The following is a 15757-nucleotide window of genomic DNA, read 5'->3' on the forward strand; positions in this document are numbered from 1 at the left end:
CGTGAAGTCATTTCTTGCCGCCTGCCTGCTGCTGTGGTCGCAGATTTCCTGGGGAAACGTCGCGCTGGTTGCGACTTCCTTGTCGTCGGGCCGCATGCTGACCCAGCCGCCGGCGGAGATTTCCCTGGTGTTCAGCGAACCCGTCAGGGTGACGCAGGTCGATCTGGTCGATCCTCAGGGGCAGGCGCTGCCCTTGTATGCGATTCGCGATGCAGGCGCTGAAGTCCGCATCCCCATCCCCCCGGAAACGGCATACGGTCGCTATGCGCTGAATTGGCACGTGCAATCCGCCACCGGCGACAGGGTGTCGGGCGTCCTGGGCTACGAGGTGGGCGAGCCCAGTCTCCTGGATCGGCTATGGCCCGCTTCTCCGGTGCGGCTGAGCGATGCCTCGCTGTGGCTGGCGATGATCGTCCTGTTGGCCGCCACCGTGTCTCTGATTCTGTTCCAGCCGCAATTCGTATCGGCGACGCTGGGGCTGACCGGCGTGGGGCTGGTGGTCACCGGCTTTCAGTTCGAGCGCGTCGCCGCCTTGTGGCGCTATGGCGACGGATGGGTGCCGCCCGCGTTGTGCGCCGGCGCTCTGGCGATGCTGCTGGTGGCGGCGCTGGGGCGGTGGTTGTTTCGCCGGGCGAGGTAGGCTGCCGGCAAGGCTGTGCGGGGGCCTACACGGTTTTTTGCTGCGTTGGCTTTGCCCCGTGTCGCAGCTTGCAGGCCGCTTCGATTCGATAGGCATGTAAAGGGCCGCAGGGATTTCTCGTATTGCGGCATCTCCCCCACGTCGCGGCCTGCAGGCCGCTCCGATGAAACCGGCGCGCATAGGTCCGCAGGGGCCTATGCGTGTCCGGCCCGCCCCACCTCGCAGCTTGCAAGCTGCTCCGATTCGATAGGCATGCAAAGGCCCGCAGGGGCCTTTGCATGTCCGATCTCATCCCAATTCCACGTCTGCGCCTTCTTTCTTGACGTGCTTGACCAGGTCTTCGCGCTTGATCCCCATCCACATGGCCAGGGCGGCGGCCACGAACACGGACGAGTAGATCCCGAACCAGATCCCGATGGTCAGCGCCAGGGAGAAATTATGCAGCGTCGGGCCGCCGAAGAAGAACATCGACAGCACCATCATCTGCGTCGAGCCGTGCGTGATCACCGTCCGGGAAATGTTCTGCGTGATCGACGCGTTGATGATTTCCCGGACCGATGCCTTGCGCTGCTTGCGGAAATTTTCCCGGATCCGGTCCATCACCACGACGGATTCGTTGACCGAATAGCCCAGCACGGCCAGGACCCCCGCCAGCACCGACAGTGAGAATTCCCATTGGAAGAAGGCAAAGAAGCCCAGGATGATCACCACGTCGTGCAGGTTGGCGATGGCGCATGATGCGGCCAGCTTCCATTCGAATCGTATGGCCAGGTACGCCATGATGCCCACCACCACGAACAGCAGCGCCATCAGGCCGTTATGCAGCAGTTCCTGGCCTACCTGCGGGCCGACGAATTCCACCCGGCGCAGCTGCACGTCGGCATGCTGGGCCTGCAGGGCCGACAGCACCGTGCGGCTCTGGGCGGCCGTGTCTTCGTCGGGGCGGATCGGCAGGCGGATCATGACGTCTTGCGAAGTGCCGAAATTCTGCACCTGGAAGTCTTTGTAGCCCAGCGTATCGATGGCCGTGCGGATGTCGCCGACCGGCGCGGTCTGGGAATAGTGGACTTCCATCACCGTGCCGCCGGTGAATTCGATCGACAGGTGAAAGCCGCGCGAGGCGATGAAAAAGACGGCGGCCAGGAATGTCAGCAGGCTGATGATGTTCAGGATCAGCGCATGCCGCATGAACGGGATGGTGCGATGGATGCGGAAAAATTCCATGATGAGTCCTGATTAGTCCTGCTTCGGTTTCCAGATCTGGCCGATCGAAACGGTTTTCAGCTTGCGTTTGCGGCCATAGTACAGATTGGCCAGGGCGCGCACCCCCACCACCGACGAGAACATCGAGGTCAGGATGCCGATGCAGTGCACCACGGCAAAGCCGCGCACCGGGCCGGTTCCGAAGGTCAGCAGCGCCACCCCGACGATCAGGCTGGTCAGGTTGGAGTCGAAAATCGTCGCCCAGGCGCGATCGAACCCCAGGTGGATGGCCTGCTGGGGCGGCAGCCCCAAGCGTAGTTCTTCCCGGATCCGTTCATTGATCAGCACGTTGGCGTCGATGGCCATGCCCAGGGTCAGGGCGATGGCGGCGATCCCGGGCAGCGTCAGCGTGGCCTGCAGCATGGACAGCACGGCCAGCAGCAGCAGCACGTTGAAGGACAGCCCCAGGGTCGAGAACAGGCCGAACAGGTGGTAGTACAGAATGATGAAGATCGCGATGGCGGTGAAGCCGTACAGCGTCGAATCGAAGCCCTGCTTGATGTTGGCGGCGCCCAGGCTGGGGCCGATGGTGCGTTCTTCGATGATGTGCATCGGCGCGGCCAGCGAACCGGCGCGCAGCAGCAGGGAGACGTCGGCGGCTTCCTGGGCGGACATGCTGCCTGAAATCTGCACCTGGCCGCCCGGGATCTCGGAGCGGATCACCGGGGCGGTGACGACCTCGCCCTTGCCGTTTTCAAACAGCACGATGGCCATGCGCTTGCCGATGTTGTCGCGGGTGACGTCGCGGAAGATCCGGGCGCCCTTGGAATCCAGGGTCAGGTTGACGGTGGGTTCCTGAGTCTGTTGATCGCGGCCGGGCTGGGCGTCCTGCAGATTTTCACCGGTCAGGATGACCTGGCGGCGCAGCAGCAGCGGGCGGCCGTCCCGGTCGGTGTAGCGAACCAGCCCGAAGGGCACGCGGCCGGATTGCAAGGCTGCCGTGGCGGCCGGGGAATCATCCACCATGTGGATTTCCAGGGTGGCGGTGCGGCCCAGGATTTCCTTGGCCTTGGCCACGTCCTGCACGCCGGGCAACTGGACCACGATACGGTCGCCGCCCTGTTGCTGGATGACCGGTTCCGCCACGCCCAGTTCGTTGATCCGGTTGTGCAGGGTCTGGATATTCTGTTTCAGGGCGTTGTTCTGCACCTGAGTGATCGAGGCGGGACTGAGGGTGCCGTCCAGCAGCCAGCTGCTGCCCGATTGGCTGGTCGTGAAGACCATTTCGGGGATGGCGCGGCGCAGCGCATCGGCGGCGGCATCGCGTTCGTCCTGGGTGGCGAAGCTGGCCCGCACGGACTGCTGGTTGCGTTCCACGTCTTCGAACTTGAGCTTGGCGTCGCGCAGGGTGGTGCGGGCCTCGCCGGCCATGGAATCATAGCGGCTGGTCAGGGCGCCCTGCAGATCCACCTGCAGCAGGAAGTGCACGCCGCCGCGCAGGTCCAGGCCCAGGTACATGGGGTGCGCCCCCAGTGTCGTCAGCCAGTTGGGCGAGGCCGACATCAGATTCAGCGCCACCGTGTAGTCCGGGTTCTGCGGATCGGTGTTGAGCGCTTTTTCCAGCGTGTCCTTGGCCTTGAGCTGCGTGTCGGTGGAATCGAAGCGCAGCCGCACCGACCCTACGGGGCCGTTCATTTCGAACGAACTGGCCGTAGGCTGGATGTCGGCCTGCTTCAGGATCTGGTCGGCTTTTTCCAGCGTGTTCTGATCGACCTTGACCGACGTTTTCGCCCCTGCGATCTGGACGGCAGGCGATTCGCCATAGAGATTGGGCAACGTGTAGAGCACGCCGATCAGGACGGCGGCCAGCACGATGAGGTACTTCCAGATGGGGTAGCGGTTCATGGTCGGTCGGAAGGGAGGGCTGAAAAGACCGGGCGCCGCGTGTCAGCGGCGCCGGATGGGGCGATCAGAGGGACTTGATCGTGCCCTTGGGCAGCACGGACGTCACGGCGCTGCGTTGCACGATGGTCTCGACCGCCTTGTCGCCCGCCTGAGCGATTTCGACTGTCAGGTAGTTGTCGCTGACCTTGCTGAGCTTGCCCAGCATGCCGCCCGACAGGATGACTTCGTCGCCCTTGGTCAGGGCCGAAACCATTTTCTTGTGATCTTTCTGGCGCTTCATCTGAGGGCGGATCATCAGGAAATACAGGATGACGAACATCAGGATGATGGGCAGCATGCTCATCAGCGCGTTGGGTTCGCCGCCGGCCGCCTGGGCCGGGATCAGGGTCAGAGTGTCAACGAGGGACATGAAGGCTCCTGGGAAATCAGGGTTGAATGAGGGGTCTGGATATGAGATTAACTCTTGATTGTAGCGATAAAGAGGCCGATCGTGCGGTGCGGCTATTCAATGCCTCGGGACCGATCTTGCAGAAAGGCCTGGCGCCACGCCTCGAAGCGGCCCTGTTCGATAGCGGCGCGCATCTCGGCCATCAGGTTCAGGTAGAAATGCAAATTGTGCAGCGTGTTGAGCCGCGCGCCGGTGATTTCGCCGACCCGTTGCAGGTGGTGCAGGTAGGACCGGGAAAAATGCTGGCAGGTATGGCAGTGGCAGCCGGGGTCCAGCGGCCGCAGATCGTCGCGGTAGCGGGCGTTGCGGATCTTCAGGTCGCCATAGCGGGTGAACAGCCAGCCGTTGCGGGCATTGCGGGTGGGCATCACGCAGTCGAACATGTCCACGCCCTGGCGCACGCCTTCGACCAGGTCTTCGGGAGTGCCGACGCCCATCAGGTAGCGGGGCGCTTGCGCGGGCATGCGTGGCGCCACGTGGGCCAGCACCCGCATCATGTCTTCCTTGGGCTCGCCCACCGACAGGCCGCCGATGGCATAGCCTTCGAAGCCGATGTCGGTCAGGCCGGCCAGGGATTCGTCGCGCAGATCCTCGTACATGCCGCCCTGGATGATGCCGAAGAGCGCATTGGGGTTCCCCAGGTCGTGAAACGCCTGGCGCGAGCGCCGCGCCCAGCGCAGCGACATGCGCATGGAAGCGGCGGCTTCCGCGTGCGTGGCGGGCCGGTCGTCGATGCGGTAGGGCGTGCACTCGTCCAGCACCATGACGATGTCGGAATTCAGGCTGCGCTGGATGCGCATGGATTCCTCCGGCGACAGGAATTGCCGCGAACCGTCGATGGGGGATGCGAAACGCACGCCTTCTTCGGTGATCTTGCGCATGCCGTCCAGGCTGAAGACCTGGAAGCCGCCCGAATCCGTCAGGATCGGCTTGTCCCATTGCATGAATCCGTGCAGGCCGCCGTGCCGGTCCATGACGTCGGTGCCGGGGCGCAGCCACAGGTGGAAGGTGTTGCCCAGCACGATCTGGGCGCCGATGTCCGTCAGTTCGTGCGGCAGCATGGCCTTGACGCTGCCGTAGGTGCCCACGGGCATGAAGATCGGTGTCTGGACGACACCGTGGTTCAGGGTGACGCGGCCGCGCCGGGCGGCGCCGTCGGTGTGCAGCAGTTCGAATTGCAATCCGGTCATGGGGTCTGGGCAGAGGAAGTCTGGGCGGCCTCGATGAACATGGCGTCGCCGTAGCTGAAGAAGCGGTAGCGCGATTGTACGGCGTGCGCGTAGGCCCGCCGGATGGGTTCCATGCCGGCCAGCGCCGACACCAGCATCATCAGGGTGGATTGCGGCAGGTGGAAATTGGTGATCAGGGCATCCACGTTGGCGAACGTGTAGCCGGGCGTGATGAAGATCCGGGTGTCGCCTTCGGTGGCGTGCTCGCCGTCGCCTTCGCGGGCGGCGGCTTCCAGCGACCGGACGCTGGTGGTGCCCACGGCGATCACGCGTCCGCCCCGGGCGCGGGTTTCGCGGATCTTGCGCAGGGTTTCCTCGGGCACGACATAGCGCTCCGAGTGCATCACGTGGTCGCGGATGTGGGTGACGCGCACCGGCTGGAAGGTGCCCGCGCCCACGTGCAGGGTCACGAAGGCCTGGTCTATGCCCTGGGCGCTGAGGCGGTCCAGCATGGCCTGGTCGAAGTGCAGCCCGGCCGTGGGGGCGGCGACAGCGCCGGGCTGTTGCGCGTACACCGTCTGATAGCGGGATTCGTCATCGTCATCCGCCGTGTGGGTGATGTACGGCGGCAGGGGCACGCTGCCGTGCCGGTCCAGCAGGTCCAGGATGGGGGAGGGGAAGGCCAGCTCGAACAGTTCGTCCCTGCGGCCCAGCACTTCGGCTTCGAACGCGCCGTCGGCCAGCAGCAGGCGGGTGCCGGGGCGCGGGGACTTGCTGGCCCGCACATGCGCCAGCGCATGCCGGGGGTCCAGGATGCGTTCCACCAGGATTTCCACCTGCCCGCCGCTGTCCTTGCGGCCTCGCAGCCGCGCCTTGATGACACGGGTGTCGTTGAAGACCAGCAGGTCCCCGGCCCGCAGCAGGCTGGGCAGGTCCGTGAAGTGCCGGTCATGCAGCGCGCCGCCGGCGTCCAGGTGCAGCAGCCGGCTGGCGTCGCGCCGGGCGGCGGGGTGCTGGGCAATCAGTTCGGGGGGCAGTTCGTAGTCGAAGTCGGCAAGATCCAGATCAGCAGTCACAGGGATGGCGGGCACGCGGTGCCGGGAAGATAAAAGTCGGCCCGTATTTTAGTCCCATCGCTCTTTGGATTATGCTGACGGTTTTTGTCGGGTGGCAGCATGGGTCGCACAGGACAGCAGAGGAATGGGCAGACGGCTTTCCGGTCGTCGGGGCTGGGCGCCGGCGGCTGGCCGCGCCTGGGCCGGATGCTGGCCGGGGCCGTGCTGCTGGGGATGGCGGTCGGCGCCGCCGCCCAGGGGCTGCCCCCCGAACTGCAGAAGGCCTGGAAGGCCACCAAATTGCCGGAATCCGCCCTGTCTCTGGAAATCCGCGAGGCGGGCGGCCCCGTGATCAGCAGCATTCAGGCCGACGTGCCGCGCAATCCGGCCTCGGTCATGAAGACCGTGACCACCTGGACGGCGCTGTCGACCCTGGGGCCGGACTACGTCTGGCGCACCCAGTTCCTGGCCGACCCCGGCGCGCGGGTCGACGGGCAGGGCACCTTGCAGGGGCCGCTGTACGTCAAGGCGGCGGGCGACCCCTGGTTCACGGTCGAGGATCTGTGGAACGTGCTGCGCGAATTGCGCTTGCGGGGCATCAAGAACCTCAGCAACGTGGTCGTGGACCGCAGCCTGTTCGGCCAGGTCGCGATCGATCCGGGGGATTTCGACGACTCGCCCGACCGGCCGTACAACGCCAGCCCCGACGCCATGATGGTGGGCTTTGGCGCCACCCGCATCTTGTTCCAGCCTGACGAGGCGCACCGCCAGTGGATTCCCATCGTCGACCCGCCCACCCCCACGGTGCGGGTCGAGGGGCGCCTGGACTGGCAGGACGGAAGTTGCCGGCCTGCCAGCAATTTCGTCGCGGATGCCAGGACGCAAGGGCCGGTGACGACCATCCGCCTGGCAGGCAAGGCCTGGGGCAGTTGCGGGGAATTCAGCCTGTACCGCCTGGCGGGTTCACAGGCGGATCACTTCGAGGCGCTGTTCCGGCTGCTGTGGCGGGAACTGGGCGGCACCCTGGGGCGCGGTTTCTCGCAGGGACCGGCGCCCGCCAAGGCCCAGGTCCTGACCTGGCACGATTCCCCCGTGCTGGCCGACGTCATCCGTCAGATCAACAAGCACAGCAACAACGTCATGGCGCGCATGACCTTGCTGACGTTGGGGGCCGACATGAACGGCCCCGGGGCCACGCCGGAATCCGCCGGCCAGGCCGTGCAGAAGATTCTGAAGAATCAGAAGGTCGATACGGCCGGCTGGGTGCTGGACAATGGTTCTGGCCTGTCGCGCCAGGGACGGATCACGGCGCGTGGTCTGGCGCAGATGCTGGATGTCGCCTGGCGGTCTCCGATGATGCCGGAATTCGTGTCTTCGCTGGCGATTTCCGGGATGGACGGCACGGTGCGCCGTCGTCTGCGATCCGACGATACCCGGGGCCAGGCGCATCTGAAGACCGGCACCTTGAAGAATTCCCGCGCGCTGGCCGGGTATGTGCGGGGCGCCAGCGGCAAGCGCTACATTCTGGTCAGCCTGGTCAATCACCCCGGCGCGGCCGCGGTGCGGCCTTTCGACGACGCCCTGGTGCGCTGGCTGGCCAGTCGCTGACGCAGGTTCCGCGGGCTGCCATCCGCGACTTTTCCGCATGTTCCAGATCGACGGCGCCCCGCTCCATGAGCGGGGCGCCGTCTTTGGTCGTCCTGCCGCGGACCCGCCCGCATTTCCGTCCCCCGCATATCCGTCCGGACCGGCGGGCCCCAACCTGGGATCGAGGCAGTTGACACTCAATTAGTTTACTTTTAAATTAAAAGAAACTAAATTAAATCGGCGATGCCGGGACGGCAGGTGTGTCCAGCGCGCCGGGCGCCTTTCGGGCATCAGGAGACGGATCATGAAAATCGTGTGTATCGGCGGCGGACCAGCGGGCCTGTACCTGGCCTTGTTGATGAAGAAGCTGGATCCGGCCCATGACATCACGGTGGTCGAACGCAATCGCGCCTACGACACCTTTGGCTGGGGCGTCGTGTTTTCCGACACCACCATGGACAATATGCGCCAGTGGGATGCCGAAACCGCCGATGAAATCCAGGCCGCCTTCAATCACTGGGACGACATCGAACTGCTCTTCAAAGGGCGCAGCATCCGTTCCGGCGGACATGGCTTCGTGGGCATCGGGCGCAAGAAGCTGCTGAACATCCTGCAACTGCGCTGCGAGGCGCTGGGCGTGCGGCTGGTGTTCGAAACCGATGCCCAGTCCGACGCCGACTATCCCGATGCCGATCTGATCATCGCGGCCGATGGCGTCAATTCCCGGATTCGCAAGCAGCACGAGGCCGTGTTCCAGCCGGATATCGTCACCCGGCCCAACCGCTACATCTGGTTGGGCACGCATCGTCTGTACGATGCCTTCACCTTCGATTTCCAGCGCACCGAGCATGGTTGGTTCCAGGCGCACATTTATAAGTTCGACGACAGCACCTCGACCTTCATCGTAGAAACCACGGAAGACACCTGGAAGGCGCACGGCCTGGATCGGGCGGACCAGAATCAATCGATCGAATTCTGCGAACGGCTGTTTGCCGGCAACCTGCAGGGCGAGCCGCTGATTTCCAATGCGCGGCATCTGCGGGGTTCCGCCTGGCTGAATTTCCAGCGGGTGGTGTGCGAGCATTGGTGGTTGCGCAATCAGCACGGCAGCCATGTCGTGCTGATGGGCGATGCCGTGCATACGGCGCACTTCGCCATCGGCTCGGGCACCAAGCTGGCCATCGAGGACGCTATCGAACTGACGCGCCAGTTCACGCTGCTGGGGGACACGCCCGATCGCATTCCCGCTGTGCTGGCCGCCTACCAGGAAGCCCGCCGGGTGGAAACCCTGCGTTTGCAGAATGCGGCCTGGAACGCCATGGAATGGTTCGAAGTCTGCGGGCGGCGTTACTGCGATCAGCTGGAGCCCGAGCAATTCATGTATTCCATGTTGACGCGCAGCCAGCGCATCAGCCACGAAAATCTGCGCCTGCGCGACCAGCGTTGGCTGGAAGGCTACGAGCGCTGGTTCGCCCGGCGCGATGGCGTGGCGGTGCCGGATGGGCGGACCCCTCCGCCGCCCATGTTCACCCCGTACACGGTGCGCGGGCTGCGATTGAAGAATCGGGTGGTGGTGTCGCCCATGGCGCAATATTCCGCCGAAGACGGCCTGGTGGGCGACTATCACCTGGTGCATCTGGGCGCGCGCGCCCTGGGCGGAGCCGGGCTGGTATTCGCCGAAATGGCGTGCGTCAGCGCCGAAGGCCGCATCACACCGGGCTGCCCGGGGCTGTACCGGCCGGAACACACGGCGGCCTTCAAGCGCATCGCCGACTGGATCCACGCGAACACGGACGCCTGCTTTGGCCTGCAGCTGGGACATGCGGGGCCGAAGGCCTCGACCCGCCGGGCCTGGGAAGGCACCGATCTGCCTTTGCCCGAAGGCAATTGGCCGATCATGTCGGCCTCGCCGCAGCAGTACCTGGAAGGCGTCAGCCAGCTTGCCCATGAGATGACGCGCCAGGACATGGACAGGGTCCGCGATCAGTTCCTGGCATCGACGCGCGCGGCGGTCGACATCGGCGCCGACTGGCTGGAACTGCACTGCGCCCACGGCTATCTGCTGTCCGCCTTCATTTCACCCCTGACCAATCATCGCGCCGATGAGTACGGCGGCGCGCTGGCTGGCCGCCTGCGCTATCCACTGGAGGTCTTCACCGCCATGCGGGCCATCTGGCCCCAGGACCGGCCCATGTCGGTGCGGATTTCGGCCACTGACTGGGTGGATGGCGGCACCACGCCGGAAGACGCGGTTGAAATCGCCCGCGCCTTCAAGGCGGCGGGCGCCGATCTGATCGATTGTTCTTCCGGACAGGTCAGCAAGCAGGAAAAACCGGTGTTCGGCCGCATGTATCAGACGCCGCTGGCCGACCGCATCCGCCAGGAGGCCGGCATTGCGACGATCGCGGTGGGGGCGATCAGCGAGGCCGATCACGTCAACAGCATTCTGGCGGCGGGCCGCGCCGATTTGTGCGCGGTGGCGCGTCCGCACCTGGCCAATCCCGCCTGGACGCTCACAGAGGCCGCCAAGATCGGCTACACCGATATTGCCTGGCCCCAGCCGTATTTCCAGGGGAAACGCCAGATGGAATCCTTGTTCCAGCGCGAACACGCCGCCCAGGAACAGGCCTTGCGCCACGCAGCCGCAAAGGCTTCGCTATGACGGCCGATTTGCACGCCCTGGTGACGGGCGGGGCCCGCGGCATCGGCGCCGCCATCACGCAGCGCCTGCGAGCGCAGGGGTGCCGGGTCACGGTTCTGGGACGCAGCGCCGCGCCGGGCCAGGCGCTGGCCGCGCAGGACCCCGATGGCATTTTTGCTGTGACCGCTGACGTGGCAGATGCCGCTCAACTGGCGCAGGCGACGGATCAGGCCCGGCGCCGCTTTGGTCCCATCCAGCTGCTGGTGAACAACGCCGGTCAGGCGGAAAGCGCCGCCTTTCTGAAAATGGACGCCGCCCTCTGGCAGCGCATGCTGGATGTGAATCTGACGGGCACCATGCTGTGCACCCAGGCTGTGCTGCCCGACATGCTGCAGTCGGGCTGGGGGCGTGTCGTCAATGTCGCCAGCACGGCGGGGCAGACGGGCTATGCCTATGTGTCGGCCTATTGCGCCGCCAAGCACGGCGTCATCGGCCTGACCCGGTCGCTGGCCCGCGAACTGGCCGCGACGGGCATCACGGTCAATGCCGTATGTCCCGGCTATACCGACACCGATCTGGTGCGCGAGAGCATTGCCCGCATCGTGTCGCGCACCGGCCGCAGCGAAGCCGCCGCCCGCGCCGAGCTCATCAAATCCAATCCTCAGGGGCGGCTGATCGACCCCGACGAAGTCGCGGATTCCGTCGTCTGGTTGTGCGGCCGGGCGGCGGGCGCCGTGACCGGGCAGACGATTTCGGTCAGCGGCGGCGAAGTGATGTGAAGGAGTCCGACCTGTGAATTCTTTAGCCAAACAACATCTGCAACTGGTGCAGTCCCTGGGCGATGAACACATCGGCCTGGAAGCCCGCGTGCAGGCCGACGACCATCTGGACACCCGGATCTGGTTGCGCCTGCTGGCGTGTTCCAACCAGATCGAGCAGCAGATCCGCAAGTTGCTGCGCACGCGCATCGCCACCAGCCTGAGGCGTTTCGATTACATGGCCCAGCTGGACCGCCATCCCGAAGGGCTGCGCATGAAGGTTTTGTCGGGCTACCTGATGGTGACCGGCGGCAATGTCACGGGCCTGACGGACGAGCTGGTCAAGGATGGCCTGGTGCGGCGCGCCGAAGACCCCGAGGACCGGCGTTCTTTTTTCGTCAGCCTGACCCCGCAGGGGCGAGAGGCGTTTGCCGCCATGGCCGTCGAGCACGAGAAGTGGCTGACGGAGATGTTCCGGGGGCTGCCGGTCGAGAACAAGGAATCCCTGTACCTGCTGCTGGGCCAGTTGCGCGTGCATCTGGCCCAGCGCCAACCCGAGCTGGAAGCGGCCGCCGCCACCGCCAAGAAAGCGGTTCGTCCGACGCGAAGGAAATCTCATGACTGAATCCTTGATCGACCCCGGCCTGCTGGCCGGCAACCGCCGGCCCATGGCGGCCTATCAGGCGCGTCACTTCCTGTGGGACGTGCAAGACGGCGTGGCCACCATCACCCTGAACCGTCCGGAACGCAAGAATCCGCTGACTTTCGAGAGCTACGCCGAATTGCGGGATTTGTTTCATCAGCTGAAGTGGGCCGACGACGTGCGGGCTGTGGTGCTGGTCGGGGCAGGGGACAATTTCTGCTCGGGCGGCGACGTCCATGAAATCATCGGTCCCCTGATCCGCCTGAAAGCGCCGGAACTGCTGATGTTCACCCGCATGACGGGGGAACTCGTCAAAACCATCCGGGCTTGCCCGCAGCCCATCATCACCGCCGTGGATGGGGTGTGCGCTGGCGCCGGCGCCATTCTCGCCATGGCATCGGACCTGCGCCTGGGCACGGCCCGCAGCAAGACCGCCTTTCTGTTCAACCGGGTCGGCCTGGCCGGCTGCGACATGGGGGCCTGCGCCCTGCTGCCGCGCATCGTGGGCCAGGGTCGGGCCAGCGAACTGCTGTACACCGGCCGCAGCCTGGGCGGCGAGGAAGGCGAACGCTGGGGGTTCTTCAATCGCCTGTGCGAACCCGATGCCCTGCTGGCCGAGGCTCAGGCCCTGGCGGCGCAATTGGCGCAGGGCCCCAGTTTTGCCAACGGCATCACCAAGACCATGCTGCACCAGGAATGGGCCATGACCATCGACCAGGCCATCGAGGCCGAGGCCCAGGCCCAGGCCATCTGCATGCTGACGCAGGACTTTTCCCGCGCCTACCATGCCTTCGTGGACAAGCAGAAGCCCCGGTTCCAGGGGGATTGACCATGTCCGACACCGCCTATCTGGACTGGCCCTTTTTCGAACCTCGCCACCGTGAATTGGCGCAGGCCCTGGATGCCTGGGCTGCAGAACACATCGCACCCACGCACGAACGTGACGTGGATCAGGCCTGCCGCGCGTTGGCGCAATCGCTGGGCGAGGCGGGCTGGCTGCGCCATGCCGTGGCCGGGACGGCGGATGGCGGGTCGGCCGAGGCCATCGATACCCGGGCCATCTGCCTGATCCGCGAAACCCTGGCGCGCCATTCCGGCCTGGCGGATTTTGCCTTTGCCATGCAGGGGCTGGGGTCGGGGGCGATTTCCCTGGAGGGCACGCCCGAGCAGCGTCGGCGCTACCTGCCGCGCGTGGCCCGGGGCGAGGCGATCGCCGCCTTCGCCCTGTCCGAGCCCGACGCCGGTTCGGATGTGGCGGCCCTGTCCTGCGCAGCGCGGGCCGAGGGCGACCAGTATGTGTTGAATGGCGAGAAGACCTGGATTTCCAACGGCGGCATCGCCGATTTCTACGTGTTGTTCGCTCGCACGGGCGAGGCGCCCGGCGCCCGGGGCATTTCCGCCTTCATCGTCGATGCCGGGACGCCGGGATTCGAGATCGCCGAACGCATCGAGGTCATCGCTCCCCATCCGCTGGCGCGGCTGCGTTTCACCGATTGCCGCATCCCCGCCAGCCAGCGCCTGGGCGCGCCCGGACAGGGCTTCAAGCTGGCCATGCGCACCCTGGACGTGTTTCGCACGTCCGTGGCGGCGGCGGCCCTGGGCTTTGCCCGCAGGGCATTGGATGAAGCACTGCACCGCGCCATGACGCGGCGCATGTTCCAGGGCGTGCTGGCTGATTTCCAGCTCAGCCAGGCAAAACTGGCGCAGATGGCCACTGCGATCGACAGCGCGGCGCTCCTGACCTATCGCGCCGCCTGGTTGCGGGACCAGGGGCGAGCCGTCACGCGGGAAGCGGCCATGGCCAAGATGACGGCTACCGAGAATGCCCAGCAGGTCATCGACGCGGCGGTGCAGTTGTTCGGCGGCCAGGGCGTGGTCAGCGAACAGCCCGTCGAGCGCCTGTACCGCGAAATCCGCGCCTTGCGCATCTACGAAGGCGCCACCGAGGTGCAGCAGCTGATCATTGCCCGCGAATTGCTGAAAACCGCGCAGGCGCCGCCTGGATGATGCGCGCGCCCGGAAGTGCCACGAGAGGGCCCCAAGGCCCCGGTAATCGCAAGAAATGATCCGTGATCAGGAGACAAGACCATGAGCAGTGCCCACCTGGATACGTTTGCGCGCGACCATCTGCCGCCCGCGGACCAGCAGCCCCGATTTCTGTTCGATCTGCCCGAACTGCAATTCCCCGAACAACTGAACTGCGCGGATGAATTGCTGGACCGGCACGTGCGTGAAGGCCGGGGTGCGCGGATGTGCATCCGGGCGCCCGGGATCGACTGGACGTACGCCGACCTGCAGGACAAAGCCAACCGCATCGCCAATGTGCTGGTGCGCGACATGGGCCTGGCGCCCGGCAATCGCGTGTTGCTGCGCGCGCCCAACAATCCCATGCTGGCGGCCTGCTGGTTCGCCGTCATGAAGGCGGGGGGAATCGCCGTGGCGACCATGCCTCTGCTGCGGGCCAAGGAACTGAAAGCCATCATCGAGATCGGCCAAGTGACGCACGCATTGTGCGATGCGGCCCTGGCCGAGGAAATGGCGCTGGCCGCCAGGGAACAGCCGGTGCTCAAACATATCCGGCACTTCGATCATGACGGCCCGGATGGCCTGGAGGCCCTGATGGAGCGGGCGTCTCCCGATTTCGACAATGTCGCGACGGCTGCCGACGACACCTGCATCCTGGGGTTCACATCCGGGACCACGGGCGTGCCCAAGGCGACCATGCACTATCACCGGGACGTCATGGCCATCTGCCTGTGCTGGCCCCGCCATATCCTGCATCCCACCGAGGACGACGTCTTCATGGGCAGCCCGCCGCTGGCGTTCACCTTCGGCCTGGGAGGGCTGCTGCTGTTTCCGCTGCACGTCGGCGCATCCACCGTCCTGCTGGAGAAGGCCAGTCCTCCGCAACTGCTGGAAGCCATCCAGACCTTCGGCGCCACGGTCCTGTTCACGGCCCCCACATCCTATCGGACCCTGGCGGTGCGCGGCACGGAGTTGCGCCGCACGGCCTTGCGCAAGTGCGTGTCGGCGGGCGAGACTCTGCCCGCTTCGACGCGGGCGGCGTGGAAAGAGGCGACGGGCATCGAGCTGATCGACGGCATCGGGTCCACGGAGATGCTGCATATTTTCATTTCCCATGACGAAGCCCATGCCCGGCCCGGGGCGACCGGCACGCCGGTGCCCGGCTATCGGGCCAAGGTCGTGGATGATCTGGGTCATGATGTGCCGCCCGGCACCATCGGGCGCCTGGCGGTCCAGGGCCCCACCGGGTGCCGCTACCTGAACGATGAGCGGCAAGGAAAGTATGTGCAGCATGGCTGGAACCTGACGGGCGACGCCTACCTGATGGATATCGACGGCTATTTCCACTACCAGGCGCGCACGGACGACATGATCATTTCGTCGGGCTACAACATTGCCGCGCCGGATGTCGAAGATGCCCTGATGCAGCACCCGGCGGTGGCCGAATGCGCGGTCATCGGCGTGCCGGACGCGGAGCGCGGCCAGCTGGTCAAGGCCTTCGTCGTGTTGCGGCCCGGCCAGACGGCGGGAGAGGCCATGAGGAAAACACTGCAGGATTTCGTCAAGGCCGGCATCGCCCCCTACAAATATCCGCGCGCCCTGGATTTCGTGGAATCCCTGCCGCGCACCCAGACCGGAAAGTTGCAGCGTTTCAAACTGCACGAGCCGGCCTGACGCGGGTCC

The 15757-nt window shown here is 65.6% G+C and carries 13 protein-coding genes; 8 read left to right on the top strand and 5 right to left on the bottom strand.

Translation table 11 applies throughout. The annotated features are described in order from the left end of the window. Nucleotide 1 precedes the first annotated feature (1 nt). The gene (locus WBG56_RS15240) at nt 2-640 is read left to right on the top strand and encodes a copper resistance CopC family protein (RefSeq protein ID WP_424269834.1); all 639 of its coding nucleotides are present in this window, start codon (nt 2-4) and stop codon (nt 638-640) included. A 288-nt stretch (nt 641-928) separates the two neighbouring features. Here the strand turns inward: WBG56_RS15240 and secF are convergent, their stop codons facing one another. The 5 genes from secF to queA form a co-directional block, all read right to left on the bottom strand. Beyond that, nucleotides 929-1864: a protein translocase subunit SecF gene (secF, locus tag WBG56_RS15245; RefSeq protein WP_424269836.1), complete on the bottom strand. Its 936-nt coding sequence runs from the start codon at nt 1862-1864 to the stop codon at nt 929-931. Between the two features lie 12 nt (nt 1865-1876). Continuing rightward, nucleotides 1877-3748, bottom strand: coding sequence for a protein translocase subunit SecD (gene secD, locus WBG56_RS15250; protein WP_424269838.1), 1872 nt, complete (start codon nt 3746-3748; stop codon nt 1877-1879). A gap of 64 nt (nt 3749-3812) precedes the next feature. Continuing rightward, the gene (gene yajC / locus WBG56_RS15255) at nt 3813-4157 is read right to left on the bottom strand and encodes a preprotein translocase subunit YajC (protein ID WP_424269840.1); all 345 of its coding nucleotides are present in this window, start codon (nt 4155-4157) and stop codon (nt 3813-3815) included. A gap of 92 nt (nt 4158-4249) precedes the next feature. Beyond that, entirely contained in the window at nt 4250-5386 is a 1137-nt protein-coding gene (tgt, locus tag WBG56_RS15260) for a tRNA guanosine(34) transglycosylase Tgt (RefSeq protein WP_424269842.1), read from the bottom strand. Next, on the bottom strand, nt 5383-6441 hold the full coding sequence (queA, locus tag WBG56_RS15265; RefSeq protein ID WP_424269844.1) for a tRNA preQ1(34) S-adenosylmethionine ribosyltransferase-isomerase QueA: 1059 nt from the start codon (nt 6439-6441) through the stop codon (nt 5383-5385). The genes tgt and queA overlap by 4 nt, the downstream gene beginning before the upstream one ends. Before the next feature lie 99 nt (nt 6442-6540). On the opposite strand from queA, the gene dacB reads away from it, so the two are divergent. The 7 genes from dacB to WBG56_RS15300 all read left to right on the top strand — a co-directional run bounded on the left by dacB (nt 6541) and on the right by WBG56_RS15300 (nt 15748). Next, nucleotides 6541-8028, top strand: coding sequence for a D-alanyl-D-alanine carboxypeptidase/D-alanyl-D-alanine endopeptidase (gene dacB, locus WBG56_RS15270; RefSeq protein WP_424269846.1), 1488 nt, complete (start codon nt 6541-6543; stop codon nt 8026-8028). Between the two features lie 283 nt (nt 8029-8311). Continuing rightward, nucleotides 8312-10669 (top strand): bifunctional salicylyl-CoA 5-hydroxylase/oxidoreductase, encoded by a 2358-nt coding sequence (locus WBG56_RS15275; RefSeq protein ID WP_424269848.1) that lies wholly within the window; start codon nt 8312-8314, stop codon nt 10667-10669. Beyond that, entirely contained in the window at nt 10666-11427 is a 762-nt protein-coding gene (locus tag WBG56_RS15280) for an SDR family NAD(P)-dependent oxidoreductase (RefSeq protein WP_424269850.1), read from the top strand. The genes WBG56_RS15275 and WBG56_RS15280 overlap by 4 nt, the downstream gene beginning before the upstream one ends. A gap of 13 nt (nt 11428-11440) precedes the next feature. Continuing rightward, nucleotides 11441-12031 carry a MarR family winged helix-turn-helix transcriptional regulator gene (locus WBG56_RS15285; RefSeq protein ID WP_424269852.1) on the top strand — a complete coding sequence of 197 codons (591 nt, stop codon included), beginning with the start codon at nt 11441-11443 and terminating at the stop codon, nt 12029-12031. Further along, nucleotides 12024-12878: an enoyl-CoA hydratase family protein gene (locus WBG56_RS15290; RefSeq protein WP_424269854.1), complete on the top strand. Its 855-nt coding sequence runs from the start codon at nt 12024-12026 to the stop codon at nt 12876-12878. Before WBG56_RS15285 ends, WBG56_RS15290 begins: the two co-directional genes overlap by 8 nt. A 2-nt stretch (nt 12879-12880) precedes the next feature. Continuing rightward, nucleotides 12881-14056: an acyl-CoA dehydrogenase family protein gene (locus WBG56_RS15295; protein WP_424269856.1), complete on the top strand. Its 1176-nt coding sequence runs from the start codon at nt 12881-12883 to the stop codon at nt 14054-14056. Nucleotides 14057-14137: 81 nt separating this feature from the next. Then, a complete protein-coding gene (locus tag WBG56_RS15300; RefSeq protein WP_424269858.1) occupies nt 14138-15748 on the top strand; it encodes a benzoate-CoA ligase family protein in 1611 nt (536 codons plus the stop codon). The last annotated feature ends 9 nt before the right edge of the window (nt 15749-15757 follow it).

Source organism: Castellaniella sp., assembly GCF_049671645.1.
Taxonomy (GTDB): domain Bacteria; phylum Pseudomonadota; class Gammaproteobacteria; order Burkholderiales; family Burkholderiaceae_B; genus Castellaniella.